This is a genomic window from Salibaculum halophilum (assembly GCF_002094885.1).
Lineage (GTDB): Bacteria > Pseudomonadota > Alphaproteobacteria > Rhodobacterales > Rhodobacteraceae > Salibaculum > Salibaculum halophilum.
Genome location: NZ_MSIT01000001.1, coordinates 213,110 through 229,991, shown reverse-complemented (window position 1 = coordinate 229,991; position 16,882 = coordinate 213,110). Strand labels below are relative to the sequence as shown.

Annotated in this window: 18 protein-coding genes; 9 read left to right on the top strand and 9 right to left on the bottom strand. The window is 68.9% G+C overall.

Going from position 1 to position 16,882, the window contains the following annotated elements; genetic code table 11:
• Positions 1-21: 21 nt before the first annotated feature.
• Entirely contained in the window at positions 22-477 is a 456-nt protein-coding gene (locus BU124_RS01120) for a hypothetical protein (protein WP_084860595.1), read from the top strand.
• A 56-nt stretch (positions 478-533) separates the two neighbouring features.
• Here BU124_RS01120 and BU124_RS01115 read toward each other — a convergent pair whose 3' ends face one another.
• Genes BU124_RS01115 through BU124_RS01105 form a run of 3 tightly spaced genes read right to left on the bottom strand, consistent with a single transcriptional unit; the run spans position 534 to position 2,655 of the window.
• Entirely contained in the window at positions 534-1,358 is an 825-nt protein-coding gene (locus tag BU124_RS01115) for a tetratricopeptide repeat protein (protein WP_179141833.1), read from the bottom strand.
• Complete coding sequence (locus BU124_RS01110) at positions 1,355-2,122, bottom strand: CFI-box-CTERM domain-containing protein (RefSeq protein WP_179141832.1); 768 nt, start codon at positions 2,120-2,122, stop codon at positions 1,355-1,357. Before BU124_RS01110 ends, BU124_RS01115 begins: the two co-directional genes overlap by 4 nt.
• Positions 2,089-2,655: a hypothetical protein gene (locus BU124_RS01105; protein ID WP_143529837.1), complete on the bottom strand. Its 567-nt coding sequence runs from the start codon at positions 2,653-2,655 to the stop codon at positions 2,089-2,091. The genes BU124_RS01110 and BU124_RS01105 overlap by 34 nt, the downstream gene beginning before the upstream one ends.
• Positions 2,656-2,836: 181 nt before the next feature.
• Here BU124_RS01105 and BU124_RS01100 point away from each other — a divergent pair, with 181 nt between their 5' ends.
• The 5 genes from BU124_RS01100 (at position 2,837) to BU124_RS01080 (ending at position 10,014) form a co-directional block, all read left to right on the top strand.
• The gene (locus BU124_RS01100) at positions 2,837-3,619 is read left to right on the top strand and encodes a spectrin repeat-containing protein (protein WP_143529836.1); all 783 of its coding nucleotides are present in this window, start codon (positions 2,837-2,839) and stop codon (positions 3,617-3,619) included.
• 46 nt (positions 3,620-3,665) lie between these two features.
• A complete protein-coding gene (locus BU124_RS01095) occupies positions 3,666-4,151 on the top strand; it encodes a hypothetical protein (protein WP_084860590.1) in 486 nt (161 codons plus the stop codon).
• A gap of 124 nt (positions 4,152-4,275) precedes the next feature.
• The gene (locus BU124_RS01090) at positions 4,276-6,351 is read left to right on the top strand and encodes a hydantoinase/oxoprolinase family protein (protein ID WP_084860589.1); all 2,076 of its coding nucleotides are present in this window, start codon (positions 4,276-4,278) and stop codon (positions 6,349-6,351) included.
• Entirely contained in the window at positions 6,348-8,054 is a 1,707-nt protein-coding gene (locus tag BU124_RS01085; RefSeq protein ID WP_084860588.1) for a hydantoinase B/oxoprolinase family protein, read from the top strand. The genes BU124_RS01090 and BU124_RS01085 overlap by 4 nt, the downstream gene beginning before the upstream one ends.
• 19 nt (positions 8,055-8,073) lie before the next feature.
• On the top strand, positions 8,074-10,014 hold the full coding sequence (locus BU124_RS01080; protein ID WP_084860587.1) for an acetoacetate--CoA ligase: 1,941 nt from the start codon (positions 8,074-8,076) through the stop codon (positions 10,012-10,014).
• Between the two features lie 58 nt (positions 10,015-10,072).
• Here BU124_RS01080 and BU124_RS01075 read toward each other — a convergent pair whose 3' ends face one another.
• Positions 10,073-10,279: a cold-shock protein gene (locus BU124_RS01075; RefSeq protein ID WP_084860586.1), complete on the bottom strand. Its 207-nt coding sequence runs from the start codon at positions 10,277-10,279 to the stop codon at positions 10,073-10,075.
• Positions 10,280-10,482: 203 nt separating this feature from the next.
• Here BU124_RS01075 and BU124_RS01070 point away from each other — a divergent pair, with 203 nt between their 5' ends.
• Together BU124_RS01070 and BU124_RS01065 are read left to right on the top strand one after the other, a co-directional pair.
• Complete coding sequence (locus tag BU124_RS01070; protein WP_084860585.1) at positions 10,483-10,809, top strand: arsenate reductase family protein; 327 nt, start codon at positions 10,483-10,485, stop codon at positions 10,807-10,809.
• Positions 10,810-10,855: 46 nt separating this feature from the next.
• Entirely contained in the window at positions 10,856-11,224 is a 369-nt protein-coding gene (locus BU124_RS01065) for a hypothetical protein (protein WP_084860584.1), read from the top strand.
• Here the strand turns inward: BU124_RS01065 and BU124_RS01060 are convergent.
• The 5 genes from BU124_RS01060 to thrS form a co-directional block, all read right to left on the bottom strand.
• Entirely contained in the window at positions 11,127-11,759 is a 633-nt protein-coding gene (locus tag BU124_RS01060; RefSeq protein WP_084860583.1) for a DoxX family protein, read from the bottom strand. The genes BU124_RS01065 and BU124_RS01060 overlap by 98 nt on opposite strands.
• Positions 11,756-12,505, bottom strand: coding sequence for an HvfC/BufC N-terminal domain-containing protein (locus tag BU124_RS01055; RefSeq protein ID WP_084860582.1), 750 nt, complete (start codon positions 12,503-12,505; stop codon positions 11,756-11,758). The genes BU124_RS01060 and BU124_RS01055 overlap by 4 nt, the downstream gene beginning before the upstream one ends.
• Positions 12,502-13,356 carry an MNIO family bufferin maturase gene (bufB, locus tag BU124_RS01050; RefSeq protein WP_084860581.1) on the bottom strand — a complete coding sequence of 285 codons (855 nt, stop codon included), beginning with the start codon at positions 13,354-13,356 and terminating at the stop codon, positions 12,502-12,504. Before bufB ends, BU124_RS01055 begins: the two co-directional genes overlap by 4 nt.
• A gap of 69 nt (positions 13,357-13,425) precedes the next feature.
• A complete protein-coding gene (locus BU124_RS01045; protein ID WP_084860580.1) occupies positions 13,426-13,728 on the bottom strand; it encodes a BufA1 family periplasmic bufferin-type metallophore in 303 nt (100 codons plus the stop codon).
• A 202-nt stretch (positions 13,729-13,930) separates the two neighbouring features.
• The gene (gene thrS, locus BU124_RS01040; RefSeq protein WP_084860579.1) at positions 13,931-15,922 is read right to left on the bottom strand and encodes a threonine--tRNA ligase; all 1,992 of its coding nucleotides are present in this window, start codon (positions 15,920-15,922) and stop codon (positions 13,931-13,933) included.
• A gap of 155 nt (positions 15,923-16,077) precedes the next feature.
• Between thrS and BU124_RS01035 the strand changes: the two genes are divergently transcribed.
• Positions 16,078-16,818, top strand: coding sequence for an alpha/beta hydrolase (locus BU124_RS01035; protein ID WP_084860578.1), 741 nt, complete (start codon positions 16,078-16,080; stop codon positions 16,816-16,818).
• Positions 16,819-16,882: the final 64 nt, after the last annotated feature.

Below are 16,882 nucleotides of genomic sequence, written 5' to 3'. Positions count from 1 at the left end.
AACACACAGGAGACCTGAACAATGCGAAAGACACTCCTTGCGGCCGCGCTGGCCGCCCTCGCCGCGCCGGTCGCGGCGCAGCAGATCGACACGATGGTGCTCGAGAACACCCTGCCGCTGGAAAACCTGCCCGCGGCGCGCGACTGGATCCGGGCCTTTCACGCCGACGTGGCCGCCCATGCCGACAGCGGCGGGATGACCCCCGAGGAAGTCTGCGCCTTCGACGGCTGGACGGCCCTGCTGGACGGGTTGGACCGGGAAACGGCAACGGCGACGATCGATTTCATCTTCCAGCCGGTCATGCCGATCGACTACAGCCTCGAGGGCTGGCTGACCCGCGCTGTCGGGGCCGATGCCGCCGCGGCCCGCATGGCCGACTGGGCGGCGCTGGAGATCACGCAGGCTCGGACGATGTCGCCCGGCCCCGCCGTGGTCAGCGCCGCGCCGCCCGAAAGCTGCGCCGGCCTGCTGGAGTGACGCCGGCCGAGTGACCCTGCCGGGGGGGGGGCGGCCGGCCTCACCCCCGCGCGCCGTTATTGCATGTCGAGCCGCCGGTAGTTTAACGCCGCCGCCAGGTCGCCCTGCTCGGAGGCCTGCTTGTAGAGCCGCTTGGCCGCCTCGATGTCCTTGGGCACGCCATCGCCGTGTTCCAGCAGGTGGGCGAGGTTTGCCTGTGCCGGCGCATGGCCCATGTCGGCCGCGCGGCGGTAGAGTTCAGCCGCCCTGGCGTGATCCTCTGGCAGGCCGCCCAGGCCGCGGTAATGTAAGTTGCCCAGAAGGGTCAGGCCGGTCGCGTCGTCCTGCGCGGCGGCGCGCTCGTACCATGCGCGCGCCTCGACCAGGTTCGTGTCGGTGCCCAGCCCCTGGTGGTACATGTGTCCCAGATCGGCCTGCGCCGGTGCATGGCCCTGTTCGGCGGCCTGTCTGAATAGCGCTATTGCCCGTTCAGGATCCTTCGAAACCTCGCCGCGGCCAACGCCGTAGAAGATACCGAGCCGATGCTGCGCGTCGGCATCCCCCTGGTCGGCGGCACGCCGATACCACCGCGCCGCCGCGGCGTAGTCCTCGGGCGTTCCGATTCCGGCCTCGTGGAGCGCCCCGACCATCTGTTGCGTGGCCGCGTTGCCTGTGGCCTCCGCTACTGCCACGCAGAACGGGAAGGCGTCCGCCTGCCGTTTTTCGAAGCCGTAGTTGCCGTTCAGATACCCTTCGCACACGTTCGCCTGGGCCTGCGCGTCGCCCTCGGTGGCGAGTCGCAGCCACTCCTGCGGGCTGCGGTCGTCCTGCGCCGCGGCGGGCACGGCCAGGCGGAGCGACAGGCTTGCCGCCAGGATCGTGTATTTGGGTGATCGGGTCATGTCAGTTTCCATTCAGGTTTGGGTCGTGTCAATGCCGTGCCCTCGCGGCCTCTCGCGGGGTGCGCGGCGCGGGCCTTGCGGGCCAGGCTGCGCACCAGGTGCCGGTAGACCCGCAGCGCGAGCCGGTTTAGCCCCAGTCGCGCGGCCAGCGCGGCGGGGACCACGCCGAAGGCCCAGGCGCGCAGCCAGACGGCGCGCGCGTCGGCGCGCACGTCGATGCGCCGCACCAGCAACGGTGCGAGCCGGTAGTAGCGCGCGGTCAGCGCCGCGCCGCCGGGATGCCGCGCCAGCCAGCCGTCGCGGAAGGCGCGCAGGGTGGCCAGTTCCCAGCAGTCGTCGGGCAGCCCCACTGTGCCGGCCGTGGCCGTGGTCAGGAAACAGCCGCGCTTCTCGCAGGTGCCGCCCTTTGGGGTATCGGCGCGGTAGCCGTCGTAGGTGCCTTGTGCCTTCGCCCGCACGGCCTGCTGCGCGACAGGCTGCAGACCGGTCATCGCGGCATATTCCGTGGCCCAGTCATAGCCCAGCGGAAGCGCGAGCTCGAACAGGGTCTGCTGGTCTTCGTCCGTCACGCGAAAGGTGACCCGCTCGCCCGCCACCATCCGGTCGGCCAGCATCCTGAGCCGGGCGCGATCCTCCTCGACGATAAGCGGCGACGGCCCTATACCGCCAATTGACGAATCAGCCTCGCTCACCCGATAGATCCATTCGAGGACTGTGTCGCCATCGTCCGTCAGCGCGGTGATGCCGAGACTGTCATTGAACACCCCCGCAAATTTGCCATCGGCGGGAAGCGCAGGATCATCTGTTCGGGCACCAGCGTGTCGAACCGGCCGGGCGGTGTTCGCAGCTGCATCTCGAGCAGGCCGGAGAGGCCCATGGATGCGTCAAACTCCGCCAGATCGATATTGCCGGCGACCAAGTCGCGTTCTCCTTCGGTCGGCACCCGATGCAGGGCCGCGCGTCGCTCGCTAATCGCTTCGGTCATGGCCTGGGCTGGGGGAAGTCCCAGCCCGCGGGTATCCTCGTTCGCGCTCAGCCATTCAGAGGCGTCGAGATCAAAATGCATGACGCCCCGGATCGCCTTCGCCTCGCGGCCCTCGAGGATATATTCCAGCCGGTGCATCCCGAACGCCGTGGGCCGCGAGGCCCCGCAGGCCCAGACCTCGGGGGCGTCCGAGTCCTGCCCCAGCGCCGCGCGCGGCGCCAGCCCCAGCGCCCCCAGCGCCCCCAGCGTGGCCAGCGCCCGCCGCCGCCCCATGCGCCCGCCCTGCGCGGGTGATCCTGTCGCCTGTGCCATCGCGCCCGTCTCCTGTCATCTCCGCGTTCGGCGGCATTGGGCCACAGGTGCGTGTCTCTGTGCATCCCCCGAACAGGGGAGGGGCGTGGTCATATCCGCCACGCGGGTCGGCCTCGGCGTTGACAGCGCCGCGTTCCGGAAAGAACATGGCCGCTATCGATTTCATGTCAGTGATTCCACGATGACCAATGCCAACACCGCGCCCGGCGCAGCCCCGCCAGACCCCCAGGAACCCGCAGCGCAAACACCGGGTCGGCGCAAGGGTCTGCGCGCCCGGCTCGGCCACCTGCGCCGCGCCTGGGGCGAGGCGCGCCAGGCGCCGGTGCTGTCGGGGTTGATAGCCGCGTCCGTCTTCGTGATCCTGATCCTTGCCGAGCAGCTCGTCACCTGGGTCTACGATGCCTACAAGCCCGATGTCCTGGCCGACCAGGCCGAGATCCTGTCGGCCGAGGTGGCGCGAACCAGCGACGAGATCGAGACCCGGGTCACCCGGATTTCGGCCATGCTGGAGGATATGCAGGCGGGCGGCAGCGTGGATCAGGCGGCGCTTCAGGCCGAGATGGACAGGCTCGTGCAGGGGATGGACGCGCTCAAGCCCGATCTGGCGCGGGTGGCGCGCATGGGCGATAACCTGGCCCGGGCCAGCCTGCAGGCCAAACAGCAGGAGCTGACCGCGACCGGCCTGTCGCGCGCGGCGGACGTGGTGCTGGGCATGCGCGACGGCGCGACGCTCTGCCCGCAGCGTTACACGCTGGCGGTCGAGGAATACAGCGGCGAGACGGCCTCGGAACCCACGGTACGGCTGTCCTCGCCCACGGGAAGCGGCGACTGGGACCAGACCATGGAGGTGGGGGCCTCGCTGCTCATCGAGGATGACTTGGGCCGCGTCACCGTCAGCTACATGCGCCACGAAGTCGTCGGCAACGACGCGTATTACAGTTTCAATTTCAATTGCCCGGCGTGACGGGCGCGATCACGTAATCCATGTGATACCCGGCCGGAGGCGACAGATGAACGGCAGGATACTCGAATTCACCATCCAGCAGAGCAGCGGCACGATTTCCGGCGACGACGGGCAACGCTACGCGTTTTCGGCCACCGACTGGAAATCGGACGTCAGCCCCAAGGCCGGGATCACCGTCGACTTCGTCACCGCCGAGGACGGAAGCGCGCGCGAGATCTACGCCAGCCCGGACGACACCGCCGATATCAAGAACATGTCCGGGTCGATGAAGAAATCGATCATCGCCATCGTCTGCGCGGTCCTGGCGTTCTTCATCCCGGTCGTCGGCATCGTGCTGTCGATCGTCGGGCTGGTGCTGGGGCGGCAGGCCCGGATCGCGTCCAAGGCGGACGGCGACGAAAACGCGGCCCTGATCGCGCTGATCGCGATCATCGTGGCGGCGATCTCGCTGATCTTTGCCGCGATCGGGTTGCTGTCGCTGTTGTTCATCGGCTCGGGCCTGGCCATTCTCGGGTCGGGCGGCATGCTGTAGCGGCGCGGCGCCACCGGTCCGGTCCCGCGGGACCGGACCGGTGGCGGGTTTCCCCGCGGGGTCTGGTCATTGCCCCGCGTTTGGCACTAGCCTGCCCGGTACGCGGCAGGGGACGATCACGCGAATGGCGAGGCTGGGCGTCGACATAGGTGGCACCTTCACGGATGTGGTGCTGGAAAACGGGGCGGAGAGGGCCTCGGCCAAGGTGCTGACGACCCATGCCGCCCCCGAGGACGCCATTGTTGTGGGAATGCACCGGGTCTGTCGCCAAGCCGGGATCGGCGCGGACCGGATCAGCCAGGTGATCCACGGCACCACGCTTGCGACCAATGCCTTGATCGAGCGGAGCGGGGCCAAGACCGCGCTGATCACCACGCAGGGCTTTCGCGACGTGATAGAGATGCGCACCGAGAGCCGGTTCGACCAGTACGACCTGAACCTGGTGCTGCCCGAACCGCTGCTGCCGCGCAACCGCCGCTACGTCGTGACCGAGCGCGTGGACGCGCGCGGCGCGGTGCTGGTGCCGCTGGACCGGGCCGAGGTCGAGGGCCTGGTCGACGAGCTGGCCGCGGCGGGCTATGACAGCGTGGCCGTCGGCCTGCTGCACGCCTATGCCAACGATGCGCACGAACGCCTGGTGGCCGAAGTGCTGGCCGAAAGGATGCCCGGCGCCATGGTGTCGCTGTCCAGCCAGGTCAGCCCGCAGATGCGCGAGTACGAACGCTTCAACACCACCATCGCCAACGCCTATATCAAGCCGCTCATGGCCTCTTACCTGGGCCGGCTGAAGGATCGTCTGTCGGCCGAGGGTGCCGATTGCCCGGTCTACCTGATGCATTCGGGCGGCGGTATCATGGCGTTGGAGGCGGCGGCCGAGTTTCCCGTGCGCCTGGTCGAAAGCGGTCCGGCGGGGGGCGCGATCTTCGCCGCCGACCTTGCGGCCCGGCACGGGCTGGACAGGGTGCTGTCCTTCGATATGGGCGGGACCACGGCCAAGATCTGCCTGATCCGGGGCCAGGCGCCCAAGACCGCGCGCGTCTTCGAGGTCGCGCGCAGCTATCGCTTCAAGAAGGGATCGGGCATGCCGATCTCGATCCCCGTCATCGACATGGTGGAAATCGGCGCGGGCGGCGGGTCGCTTGCCAGCGTGGACGCGATGAACCGCATCCGGGTCGGCCCGGACAGCGCTGGATCGGACCCCGGGCCGGCCTGCTACGGGCGCGGCGGCGACCGGCCCGCGGTTACCGACGCGGACCTGGTGCTGGGCAAGCTCGATCCCGAGGATTTCGCGGGCGGCGCGATCCCGCTTTGCCCCGACAAGGCGCGCACCGCGCTTGGGGCGGCGATCGGCAATGTGCTGGACATGGACGCGCAAGAGGCCGCCTTCGGCCTGTCCGAGGTGGTGGACGAGACCATGGCCAACGCCGCCCGGGTCCACGCGGTGGAAAACGGCGAGGACCTGAGCGACTACACCATGATCGCCTTCGGCGGGGCCGCGCCGCTGCATGCCGCGCGTCTGTGCCAGAAGCTGGGGGTCGACCGGTGCCTGGTGCCGCAGGGGGCGGGCGTCGGCTCGGCCATCGGGTTCCTGCGCGCGCCAGCCAGCTTCGAGGCGACGCGCTCGGTCTTTACCGCGATGGACGATTTCGACCCGGCGGCGGTGCGGGCGCTGTTTTCCGAGATGGAGCAGGAGGCCACAGGTTTCGTGCGCGCCTGCGATGCCAGCGCCGAGATCGTGACGGAACACAAGGTCTACATGCGCTACGCCGGGCAGGGCTGGGACATCCCGGTCGCCCTGACGCCCGCGCTGGTCGCCGCGCCGGAGTCCGACGCGGTGCAGGCACGCTTCGCGGCGGAGTACGAAAAGCTTTTCGGGCGAACGGTCGCCGGCCTGCGGGCCGAGATCACGGTCTGGTCGGTCAGGGCGGCCACGCGCGTGGCCGCGCCCGCGCCTGTCGCGCCAGTCCCTGACGGGCCTGAACCGACAGGCGCGGGCCGACGGGATCTGTTTGATCCCGCGCGCGCCGCGACGGTGTCCGCCGTGGTTCAGCCCCGGACGGGGCTGGCTCCCGGCGGCGCGGTGCCCGGCCCGGCCCTGATCACCGAGGACGAGACCACCATCGTCGTCCCCGCCGGCCGCCGCGCCCGGGGGCTGGGCGACGGCACGGTCGAGGTGGTCGCGTCGGAGGGCACAGCATGAGCACCCCCTCGAACGTCGCCCATCAGGTCATGTGGACGCGGCTGATCTCGGTCGTCGAGGAACAGGCGCAGGCGCTGATCCGCACCGCCTTTTCCACCAGCGTCCGCGAGGCCGGCGACCTGTCCGCCGGGGTCTACAACGCGGGTGGTGAGATGCTGGCCCAGGCCGTCACGGGCACGCCGGGGCACGTCAACGCAATGGCCGACGCGGTGGGCCACTTCATCCGTCGCATCGGGGCGGACACCATGGCACCCGGCGATGTCTACCTGACGAACGACCCCTGGGAAGGAACCGGCCACAAGCACGACATCACGGTGGTGACGCCGACCTTCCACGGCAAAACCCTGATCGGCTTTTTCGCCTGCACCGCGCATGTCACGGATATCGGCGGGCGCGGCTTCGGCGCGGATGCCAACGACGTGCACGAAGAGGGGCTCTATATCCCCGTCATGCCCGTCGCGCGGGCCGGCGCGGTGGACCGGACGCTGCTGCAGATCCTGCGCGGCAACGTGCGCGACCCCGACCAGTTGGTCGGCGACATCCACGCCCTGGCCGGCTGCAACGAGATCGGCCAGCGCCGTCTGCTGGCCATGATGGAGGAGTTCGGGCTGACGGACCTGCAGGCCGTTTCCGATTTCATCCTGACCAATTCGCGCGAGGCCACGCTTGCCCGGATCAACGCGCTGGAACCGGGGCAGGCCGCGGGGCACATGCGGATCGACGGCTACGACGCCCCCATCGACCTGCGGGTCAAACTGACCATCGAGACAGACCGCATCCTTTGCGACTGGACCGGGACCAGCCCGGTCGACCGCAAGGGCATCAACGTGCCGCTGGTCTATACCAAGGCCTATGCCTGCTATGCGCTCAAATGCGCCATCGCGCCGGACATTCCCAACAACGCGGCCAGCCTCGCCCCCTTCGAGATAACCGCGCCCGAGGGCACCATCGTCAACGCGCCCTGGCCCGCGCCGGTGGCGCTGCGCCACGTGATCGGCCACATGGTGCCCGATACCGTCTACGATGCGCTGGACAAGCTCTTGCCCGGCGTCGTGCCCGCCGAGGGCGCGGGCTGCCTGTGCAATTTTCAGCTGTCGCTGCGGCCGCGCCCCGATGCGGCCGCCCCCGATGACGCGGCGCGGGCCGAGGTGCTGACCTTCAACTCCGGCGGCTCTGGCGCGCGGCCGGGACTGGACGGGATGAACGCCACCGCCTTTCCCTCGGGCGTGATGACAATGCCGGTCGAGGCCACCGAACAGGCCGGCCCGGTCATCATCTGGCGCAAGGAACTGCGCCCCGACAGCGGCGGCGCGGGTCGGTATCGCGGCGGGCTGGGCCAGTACATGGAGGTCGGCGCGCGCGCGGGCCACGACTTCGACATCTCCGCCATGCTGGACCGGGTCGATCATCCGGCCCGCGGCCGCCGCGGCGGCGGCGACGGCGCGCCCACCCGGATCGCCCGCGAGGACGGCACGCCGATGCGCGGCAAGGGCCGGCAATCGTTGCCCCATGGCGGCCGCGTATGCATGGCCTTTCCCGGCGGGGCGGGCTACGGTGCGCCCGTCGAGCGTGATCCCGCGGCCGTCCGGCGCGACCTGGCGCTGGGGTATATCACCGTTGAGGTGGCGCGTGAGGTTTACGGGCTAAGCCCGGAGGATATAAACAGAATCACAGCCAGCGACCGCCGGGGCGACGCCGTCTGACAAAGGAGAAAGCGACACAATGCCCGAGATTGTCTGGACCCCGCCCGAGGACCGCTGGACCGACAGCGCGATGGCCCGTTTCGCCCGCGCGGCGGGCTTCGATCCGCAGGACTACGCCGGTCTGCACCGCTGGTCGGTCAGCGATCTGTCGGGGTTCTGGTCCCGGGTCTGGGACTTTGTCGGCGTGATCGGCGACAAGGGCGATGTGGTCTTTCAGCCCGACGATGACGCCTGGATGACCGGCGCGCGTTTCTTCCCGCAAGCGCGCGTGAACCTGGCCGAGAACTTCCTGCGCCGGACCGGCGACACGGTGGTCGTGGTCGAGGCCGACGAGACCGGCCACCGCGCCCATGTCACCGCCGACGATCTGCGCGCGCGGGTGGCCAAATGCGCCGACGGCCTGCGCGCCGCGGGCGTGGGGCAGGGCGACCGCGTCGGCGCGGTCCTGCCCAACCGCACCGAGGCGCTGGTGACGCTGCTGGCCACGGCCGCCGTGGGCGGGGTCTGGACCTCGTGCTCGCCCGACTTCGGGGCGGCGGCGATCCTCGACCGGATCGGGCAGGTGGAACCCAAGGTGCTGTTCGCGGCGCCGCGCATCACCTACGGCGGCAAGCCGGTCGATGTCTCGGACCGCATCGGCGAGGTGGCCGACCGGATGCCGGGGCTGGCGCAACTGGTGCTGGTGGGCGAGAACACGACACAGGCGCAGGTGCCCAGCGTCGCCTGGGAGGATTTCGGGCAAGAGACCGAGCTGACCGTCACCCGCGTGCCCTTCGATGCGCCGCTCTACGTGATGTATACCTCGGGCACGACCGGCAAGCCCAAGGCCATCGTGCACAAGACCGGCGGTATCGTCCTGAACATGATGAAGGAACATGTCCTGCACGTGGACACGCGGCCCGGCGACCGTTTCCTGTGGTACTCGAACACTGCCTGGATGATGTATCACTGGCTGATCTCGGGGTTGGGCGCGGGGGCGACGGTGGTGCTTTACGACGGGGCGCCGGTGGTCAAGCGCGACGGGGCGCTCGACGGCACGATGCTGTGGCAACTGGTCGAAGAGGAGCGGTTGACGCACCTCGGGATCTCGCCCAAGTACCTGTCGACCCTGGCCGACATGGGGTTCCGGCCGCGCGATCACTTCGATCTGTCCTCGCTGCGCTGGCTGCTGGCCTCGGGCAGCCCCATGGCGCCCTATCAATACGACTGGATGTATGACGCGGTGGGCGACCATTTCGGGTTCTTCTCGATTTCTGGCGGCACCGACCTGATGGGCTGTTTCCTGACCGGCGCGCCCATGCTGCCGGTGCGGCGCGGGGCGCTGATGACCAAGGCGCTGGGCATGGCGGTGCAGGTGCTCGACGATCGCGGCGTGGCCGTCATCGACCGCCCCGGCGAGTTGTGCTGCACCGAACCCTTCCCCTCGATGCCGCTGACCTTCTGGGGCGAGGACGGCGACGCGCGCTACCACAAGGCCTATTTCGAGGACCGGGCGCAGGTCTGGACCCACGGGGATCGCCTGACCGAGCACCTGGACGGCAGCCTGACGATCCACGGCCGGTCGGATTTCACGCTCAACCCCGGCGGGGTGCGGATCGGGACGGCGGATATCTACAACGTCTGCGAGCGTTTGCCGCAGGTGGCCGATTGCCTGGCCTTCGGGCGGCCGGTAGGCGAGGACGAGGAAATCGTGCTCTGCCTGCAACTGGCCGAGGGGGCGGAGGCCACGCCCGACCTTGCGAAAGATATCCGCACCAAGCTGCGGCAGGAATGCTCGCCGCGCCACGTGCCGGCGGCGATCTATACCGTTTCGGCGGTGCCCTACACGATCAGCGGCAAGCGGGTCGAGGGCGCGGCGAAATCCACCGCCCTGGGTCAGGAGGTCCGCAACAAGGCCTCCTTGGCGAACCCCGAGAGCCTGGCCGACTATGCCGATCTGGGGGATCGCGCGGCGTTTTAGACCGCGAGCGGCGCCGCGGTCGCCGACCGGGTCTTGAGGTGATGCGCGCCGCCGCGCCTCAGGCCAGCTTCAGTTCGCCCGCCATCTGGCGCCCGTCCGGGCCGTCGACCAGTTCGAATTCGACCGCCTGCTCATCGGCCAGGCCTGTCAGGCCGGCCTCTTCCACCTTCGAGATGTGAACGAAGACGTCCTTGCCGCCCTCGTCCGGTGCAATGAAGCCGTAGCCCTTGGCAGTGTTGAACCATTTCACGGTGCCCTTGGGCATGTCCGTTTCTCCTGTGCTTTCAGGGGGGACTGGGCCCCAGTCCCCGGGGTCCAGGTCTTCCGGTCCCGCGCGGGAAAGGGCGGCGATCCGTCAGCCTTGCCTTGATGAAATTAGACCGGACGGGCAAAAGGCAAATGACAATCCCGGGCCGGGGCCGCGGTTGTGGCGATCCCGACGGCACATGCACAAAAAGGAGGCGACGAATGCGCGTTTTCGGGCTGAAATCCTGCGATACCTGCCGCAAGGCGCTCAAGGCGCTGCGCGCGGCGGGTCATGAACCGCAGGTCATCGACGTGCGCGCCGACGGGATCGCCGAAGCGGATCTGCAGGCGATCGTGGATCGTTTCGGCGACGCGGCGGTGAACACCCGCTCGGCCACCTGGCGCGCCCTGTCGGACGAAGAGCGCCAGCGCCCGGCGGCGGAGCTGCTGACGGCGCATCCGACCCTGCTGAAACGCCCGGTGATCGCGGCGGGCGGCCAGTGGCACCAGGGCTGGACGGCGACCGTCCGCGATGCGCTGCTTGGATAACCGGCGCCGCGCCCCCATTTAGTTTTAAGCGACACACGGAGGCATCATGCGAAACGCGGCACTGGTCCTTGGCCTGATAGGCGGCATCATCGGCATCATTGTCGGGCTTGTGGGCTACGGCTATACCGAGGTCACGGAACGCCACGGCGAGATCGCCGAGATATTCGGCGTGCTCGACAACCCCGGCTTCATACGGGCGGCCAGTTTCCTCGCGCCGCTGCTGGCCATCGCGGGCGGGGCCATGGCCAAGGTGCGCGCGCTCTGGGGCGGGATTCTCATGCTGGCGGCTTGCGCGTTGTTCTACGGCGCCTTCGGGTTCAACGTGGGCACGATGTTTCCCATCGGTTTCGTCGGGTTGGGCGGTCTGTTGGCGATCGCGGCCGGCAAACCGGACGAGCCGAAGGCGCATTTCTGAGCAAGCCGTCCAGCGACAGCGGCCCGGCGCCCCGCAGCACAAGGCAGGCCAGGACAAAGACCCAGAAGGCCCGCTGGTCCAGGATCAGCGCATCCGGCGCGCCGTCGAACCATGCGCCCAGCGTGCCGGCGTGGCCGAGTCCGCCGTGACCGTAAAGGTCGGTCAGGCTTTGCACGGTGACGAAGCCGATCATGCCAAGGGCCGCCAGCCGGGTGAACAGCCCCAGGACGATCAGCAGCGGCAGGATGAACTCCGCGAGCGTTCCGGCCACGACGACGGCCCAGTGAAATGCCCCCAACTGGCCGGGGTCCAAGCCCGCGGCCTCCATCGCCCGCGGAAATATCTGTGCATAGGCCCCCAGCGATGGGTGCACGACCCCGATCAGGCCGTCCCCGACCTTGGTCATCGCAGATTTCCAGAAATAGACGAGGAGCGTGCCGGCAAAGACGAGACGGGCAAGGCTGGGCAGCAGCAGCGGCGCGGTGCGCTCCAGCCCGTCAACGAGACGATCATAGGCGGACAGAAGGGCGGTCATGGCCCGGGCTCCTCGGCGGTCAGAGAGGTGATGGCGCCGCGCTGCAACAGCACGGCCAGCAGCGGGCCGACATCGACTGCCGGACCGCCGGTGTGCAGGGCGTCGCCCAGCGGTGCGCCATCCACAAGCGCGGCCAGAATGCGGCCCTGATCGGGGGTCAGGGCATCGACCATCGGGTCGAAGCCGGGCCGGGTGACAAGGGCGGTTTCCGCGCGTGGCACCGGCTTGCCGCCGCCCGCCGCGTTCGCGGCCCAGATGCCGTGCACCGGATGGTTCGAAGCCACCAGGCGCAGCGCCGGGGCAAAGCCGATGCGCAGTCGCGGCAGGGTGTGCTCGGGCAGGGCGGCCAGCGCGGCCGGGTCGACAGGGGCCGCATCCGCGGCGCGGTAGGCTTGGCCGAGGGCCAGTTCCAGCCGCGCCACATCTGGCAGGTAGGGCAGGGATTGCGCCGGGGCGAAGCCCTGCAGGAAGTCCGGCAGCTCAGCGCCATAGCCCATCATCAGCGGCGAGCGCGGCGGGTGCCGGCGCAGGTAGACCCCGGCCATGGCGCGGAAGAAGGCATCGCCGACGAGTTTGTGCAGGACTGGAAAGGCGGTTTCCAGCGCCTCGGCCAGGCTGACCGCGACATTGTTGCGGTAGACGTCGAACCGCCGCGTGGCGGTAGCGCCCTCCGGGGTGATCAGCCCCGCGGGCGTCGGCGCCTCGGGGTCGAGAAGGGCGGTGCGGAAGGCGGCCTGCGATGTCATGCCGACACCTTTTGCAGCGCGGCGGCCGCGCGCTGCGCCGCGTCGGCCAGAACCGGCCAATCGGGGACATCCGTGTCCCATTCGATCAGCACCGGCTTGGGGCCGATCCTGTCCAATGTTTCATCCAGCAGGGCCCAGACAGGATCGGCCACGTCGCGCCCGTGGCTGTCGATCATCAGCGGCGCGCCGGTTTCATCGCTGTCCTCGTCATGGCCGCCGAGGTGAATCTCGCCCACCGCGTCCAGCGGAAAGGCGTCGATATAGGCCTGCGGCGCCTGGCGCAGGTTCGTGGCGCTGACGAAGACGTTGTTGACGTCCAGCAGCAACCCGCAGCCGGTGCGGCGGGCGACCTGCGACAGGAAGTCGGTCTCCTCCATCTCGCTGTCTGCGAAGGCGAGGTAGGACGCGGGATTTTCCAGCAGCATCTGCCGGCCCAGCACGTCCTTCACCTGGTCGATATGCGCGCAGACACGATCCAGCGTGGCGGCCGTGTAGGGCAGCGGCAAGAGATCGTTGAGAAATGCATCGCCATGGCTGGACCAGGCCAGATGCTCGGAAAAGCTGGCCGGTTGCAGCCAGTCGCAAAGGGTCTTGAGGCGCGCGAGGTGATCGGGGTCGAGGCCGCCCTCGCCGCCGATGGACAGGCCCAAGCCGTGCACCGAGACCGGGAAGCGGTCGGACAGGTGCCGCAACTGGGCGCGCGGCTGCCCGCCCGCGCCCATGTAGTTCTCGGCATGGATCTCGAGCCAGCCCACGGGGCCGGCATCCGCCATTATGGCCGAGAAATGCTGTGGCTTGTAGCCGACGCCGGGCAGGGCGGGCAGGCTGTGACGGGGGCAGGCATCGAACATGGCAAGCGGCCCTTGACTGAGGTTCACAAAAGGGGGCCGGACACCGCGCCCGGCCCCCGCAGGATCGGCTTAGGCCGGCAGGTCGCGCTCGAGCGGTTCGAGGCTGCCCATGCGCTCGGTCCCGTCGGCCATCTCGGGCAGGTCCATGTCCTCGCAGGTGCCGGCGGGCACCAGCGTCCAGGCGTTGCCCTGGTAATCGACGGTCGAGGTGCCCGCGCAGGTCGTGCCGGGGCCGGCGGCGCAGTCGTTCTCTCCGGCCAGGCTTACACCGTAGCACTTGACGTTCTCCTGCGCCTGGGCGGCGGTGGTCAGCCCGGCAACGGCGGTGGCCACAGAGGCGGCGAGCGCCAGCCTGGTGGTGGTCTTGGTCATGGGAGGTCCTCTCATCTGGAATATGGAAACGTTGCCGGCCATTGACAGCCGGTGGCGGAACACTGGGCGGCCGGCCGGAACACGCGCCAATAACGGCGCCGTGCCTCACCGGTCTGTCATGGGGCGGGACGGGGAAAGGCTTGAAAACAAACGCCCCGCGCGAGGCGGGGCGTCGGAGATTACAGCGCGGGACAGGCGAATGTTACAAAAGATCGGGTGGCGTGGCCGACCGCGCCAGTTCGGCGGTGATCTCGTCGAGCGTCGCGGTCGCGGTCTGTTTCTGGCCCAGGCGCCGCACCGAGACGCTGCGATCGGCGACCTCGCGCGCGCCGCAGGCGAGGATCACCGGCACCTTGCCCACGGAATGTTCGCGCACCTTGTAGTTGATCTTTTCGTTTCGGGTGTCGGACTCGGCCCGCACGCCCGCTGCCTGAAGTCGGCCCACCACTTCTTGCACGTAGTCATCGGCCTCGGAGGTGATCGAGGCAACGACCACCTGCCGCGGGGCCAGCCAGAAGGGCAGCTTGCCTTCCCAGTTCTCGATCAGGATGCCGATGAAGCGCTCGAAAGAGCCAAGAACGGCGCGATGCAGCATGTAGGGGCGGTGCTTTTCGCCGTCGGCCCCGATATAGGTCGCGCCCAGCCGCTCGGGCAGGTTCGGGTCCACCTGGAAGGTGCCGCACTGCCAGACCCGGCCGATGGCGTCGGTCAGGTAGAAGTCCAGCTTGGGACCGTAGAAGGCGCCGTCGCCGGGCTCCAGCGTATAGTCGCGGCCCACGGCCTCGATCGCCTTTTCCAGCGCGCCCTCGACGTAGTCCCAGGACTCGTCTGACCCAACGCGCTTTTCGGGGCGGGTGGCGAAGCGGATCTCGAAGTCGTCGAAGCCCAGTTCGCGGTAAACCTCGGCCAGAAAGGCGATGAAGCGCGCGCATTCGTGCTGGATCTGGTCCTCGGAGCAGAAGATATGCGCGTCGTCCTGGGTAAAGCCGCGCACGCGCATGATGCCGTGCAGCGCGCCCGAGGGTTCGAACCGCGCGCAAGAGCCGAACTCGGCCAGCCGCAGGGGCAGGTCGCGGTAGGACTTGAGGCCCTGGTTGAAGACCTGCACGTGGCAGGGGCAGTTCATCGGCTTGAGCGCGTTGATACGCGTCTGGTCGGTGTTGCGGACGCTGGCGTCGTCATCCTCGCCGTCGCGGGATTCGTCGACCTCGACCACGAACATGTGGTGCTGGTACTTGTCCCAGTGGCCCGAGGCCTCCCAGAGCTTGCGGTCCACGACCTGCGGCGTGTTGATCTCGCGATAGCCGCCGGCGCGCTGCTTGCGGCGCATGTAATCCTGCAGCGTGGTGTAGATCGTCCAGCCGTCCGGGTGCCAGAAGACCTGGCCGGGGGCCTCTTCCTGCATGTGGAACAGGTCCATCTCGCGGCCCAGCTTGCGGTGGTCGCGGCGCTCGGCCTCTTCGAGGAAATGCAGGTAACTCTTGAGCTCCTCGCGGGACTGGAAGGCGACGCCGTAGATGCGTTGCAGCATCTGGCGGCTGGAGTCGCCGCGCCAATAGGCCCCGGCCACCGACATCAGTTTCCACGAATCGGCGGGCACCTGGCCGGTGTGCTGCAGGTGCGGGCCGCGGCAGAGGTCCTGCCAGTTCCCGTGCCAGTACATGCGCAGCGGCTCGTCGCCGGGGATCGAATTGACCAGTTCGACCTTGTAGGGCTCATCATTGGCCTCGTAATGCGCGACAGCGCGGGCGCGGTCCCAGACCTCGGTGGTCACCGGGTCGCGGGCGTTGATGATCTCTTTCATCTTCTTTTCGATCGCGCCGAGGTCCTCGGGCGTGAAGGGCTCGGCCCGGTCGAAATCGTAATACCAGCCCTTGTCGATCACCGGGCCGATGGTGACGTTCACCTCGGGCCAGTTTTCCTGCACCGCGCGGGCCATGATGTGCGCCAGATCGTGGCGGATCAGTTCCAGCGCCGGGGCCGCGTCCTTCATGGTATTGATGGCGATCTCTGCGTCGGCGTCGATGGGCCACTGCAGGTCCCAGTGCTGGCCGTCGACATGGGCCGAGATGGCCTTCTTGCGTAGCGAGGTCGAGATGGCGGCGGCCACGTCCGCCGGGGTCACGCCGCTGGGGAAGCTGCGGTTGGTGCCATCGGGAAAGGTCAGGGAAATCTGCGGCTGGCCGTCGTGCATGGCCTGTCTCCTCGTCGGTCTGGCGCCCACGGAACGCCCGGTTGCGGGTATGTCGTACCGCAGACTTGTCGCCGCGCCCGGGCGCGGTGTCAAGCTTGCATCCTGTTGGCCGGGTGTGCACAGAACGTTCGCGAGACACGCAAAAGGGGGATCGCATGGCCGAGCATTTCGAAACGCCGCAGGGGCGCCGCATCGCCTGGGCGCACAGCGCCGGCGTGGGGCCAGCGGTGGTGTTCTGTAGCGGCTTCGCGTCGGACATGGCGGGGACCAAAGCGGTCCACCTCGAGGGCTGGGCGCGGGCCCGCGGGCGGGCCTTCGCGCGGTTCGACTACTCCGGCCACGGGATCAGCGGCGGGGCCTTCACCGAGGGCTGCATCGGCGACTGGCTCGCCGACACCTGCGCAGTGCTGGACCGGATCGCCGGGCCGGTGGTGTTGGTGGGGTCTTCCATGGGGGGCTGGATCGCGCTGCTGGTGGCCCGCGCGCGGCCCGAAAAGGTCGCCGGCCTTGTCACCATCGCCGCGGCACCGGATTTCACCGAGGATGCGATGTGGGCGGGCTTCGATGCCGACCAGCGCGCCGCACTGGACCGAGACGGCCAGGTCGCGCTGCCCTCGGACTATGGCGCGCCGCTGGTGATCACCCGCCACCTGATCGCGGAGGGGCGCGCGCATCTGGTGCTGCGCGCGCCGCTGGCACTACGCTTTCCCGTGCGCTTTCTGCAGGGCACTGCGGATGAGGATGTGGAGATGTCCGTGGCGCTGCGCCTGCTGGAGCACGCGCAGGGGCCGGACATGCGCCTGACGCTGGTGGACGGGGCCGATCACCGCTTTTCCAGCCCCGATTGCCTGGCGCTGATCGAAAGCAGCCTCGAAGAGGTGCTGGGGCGGATCTAGCGGGGCGGCTGCGCCGCGCAGGTATGCCTCGGCTGCGCCTCGGGCATGGGGGCTGTCTGCCCCC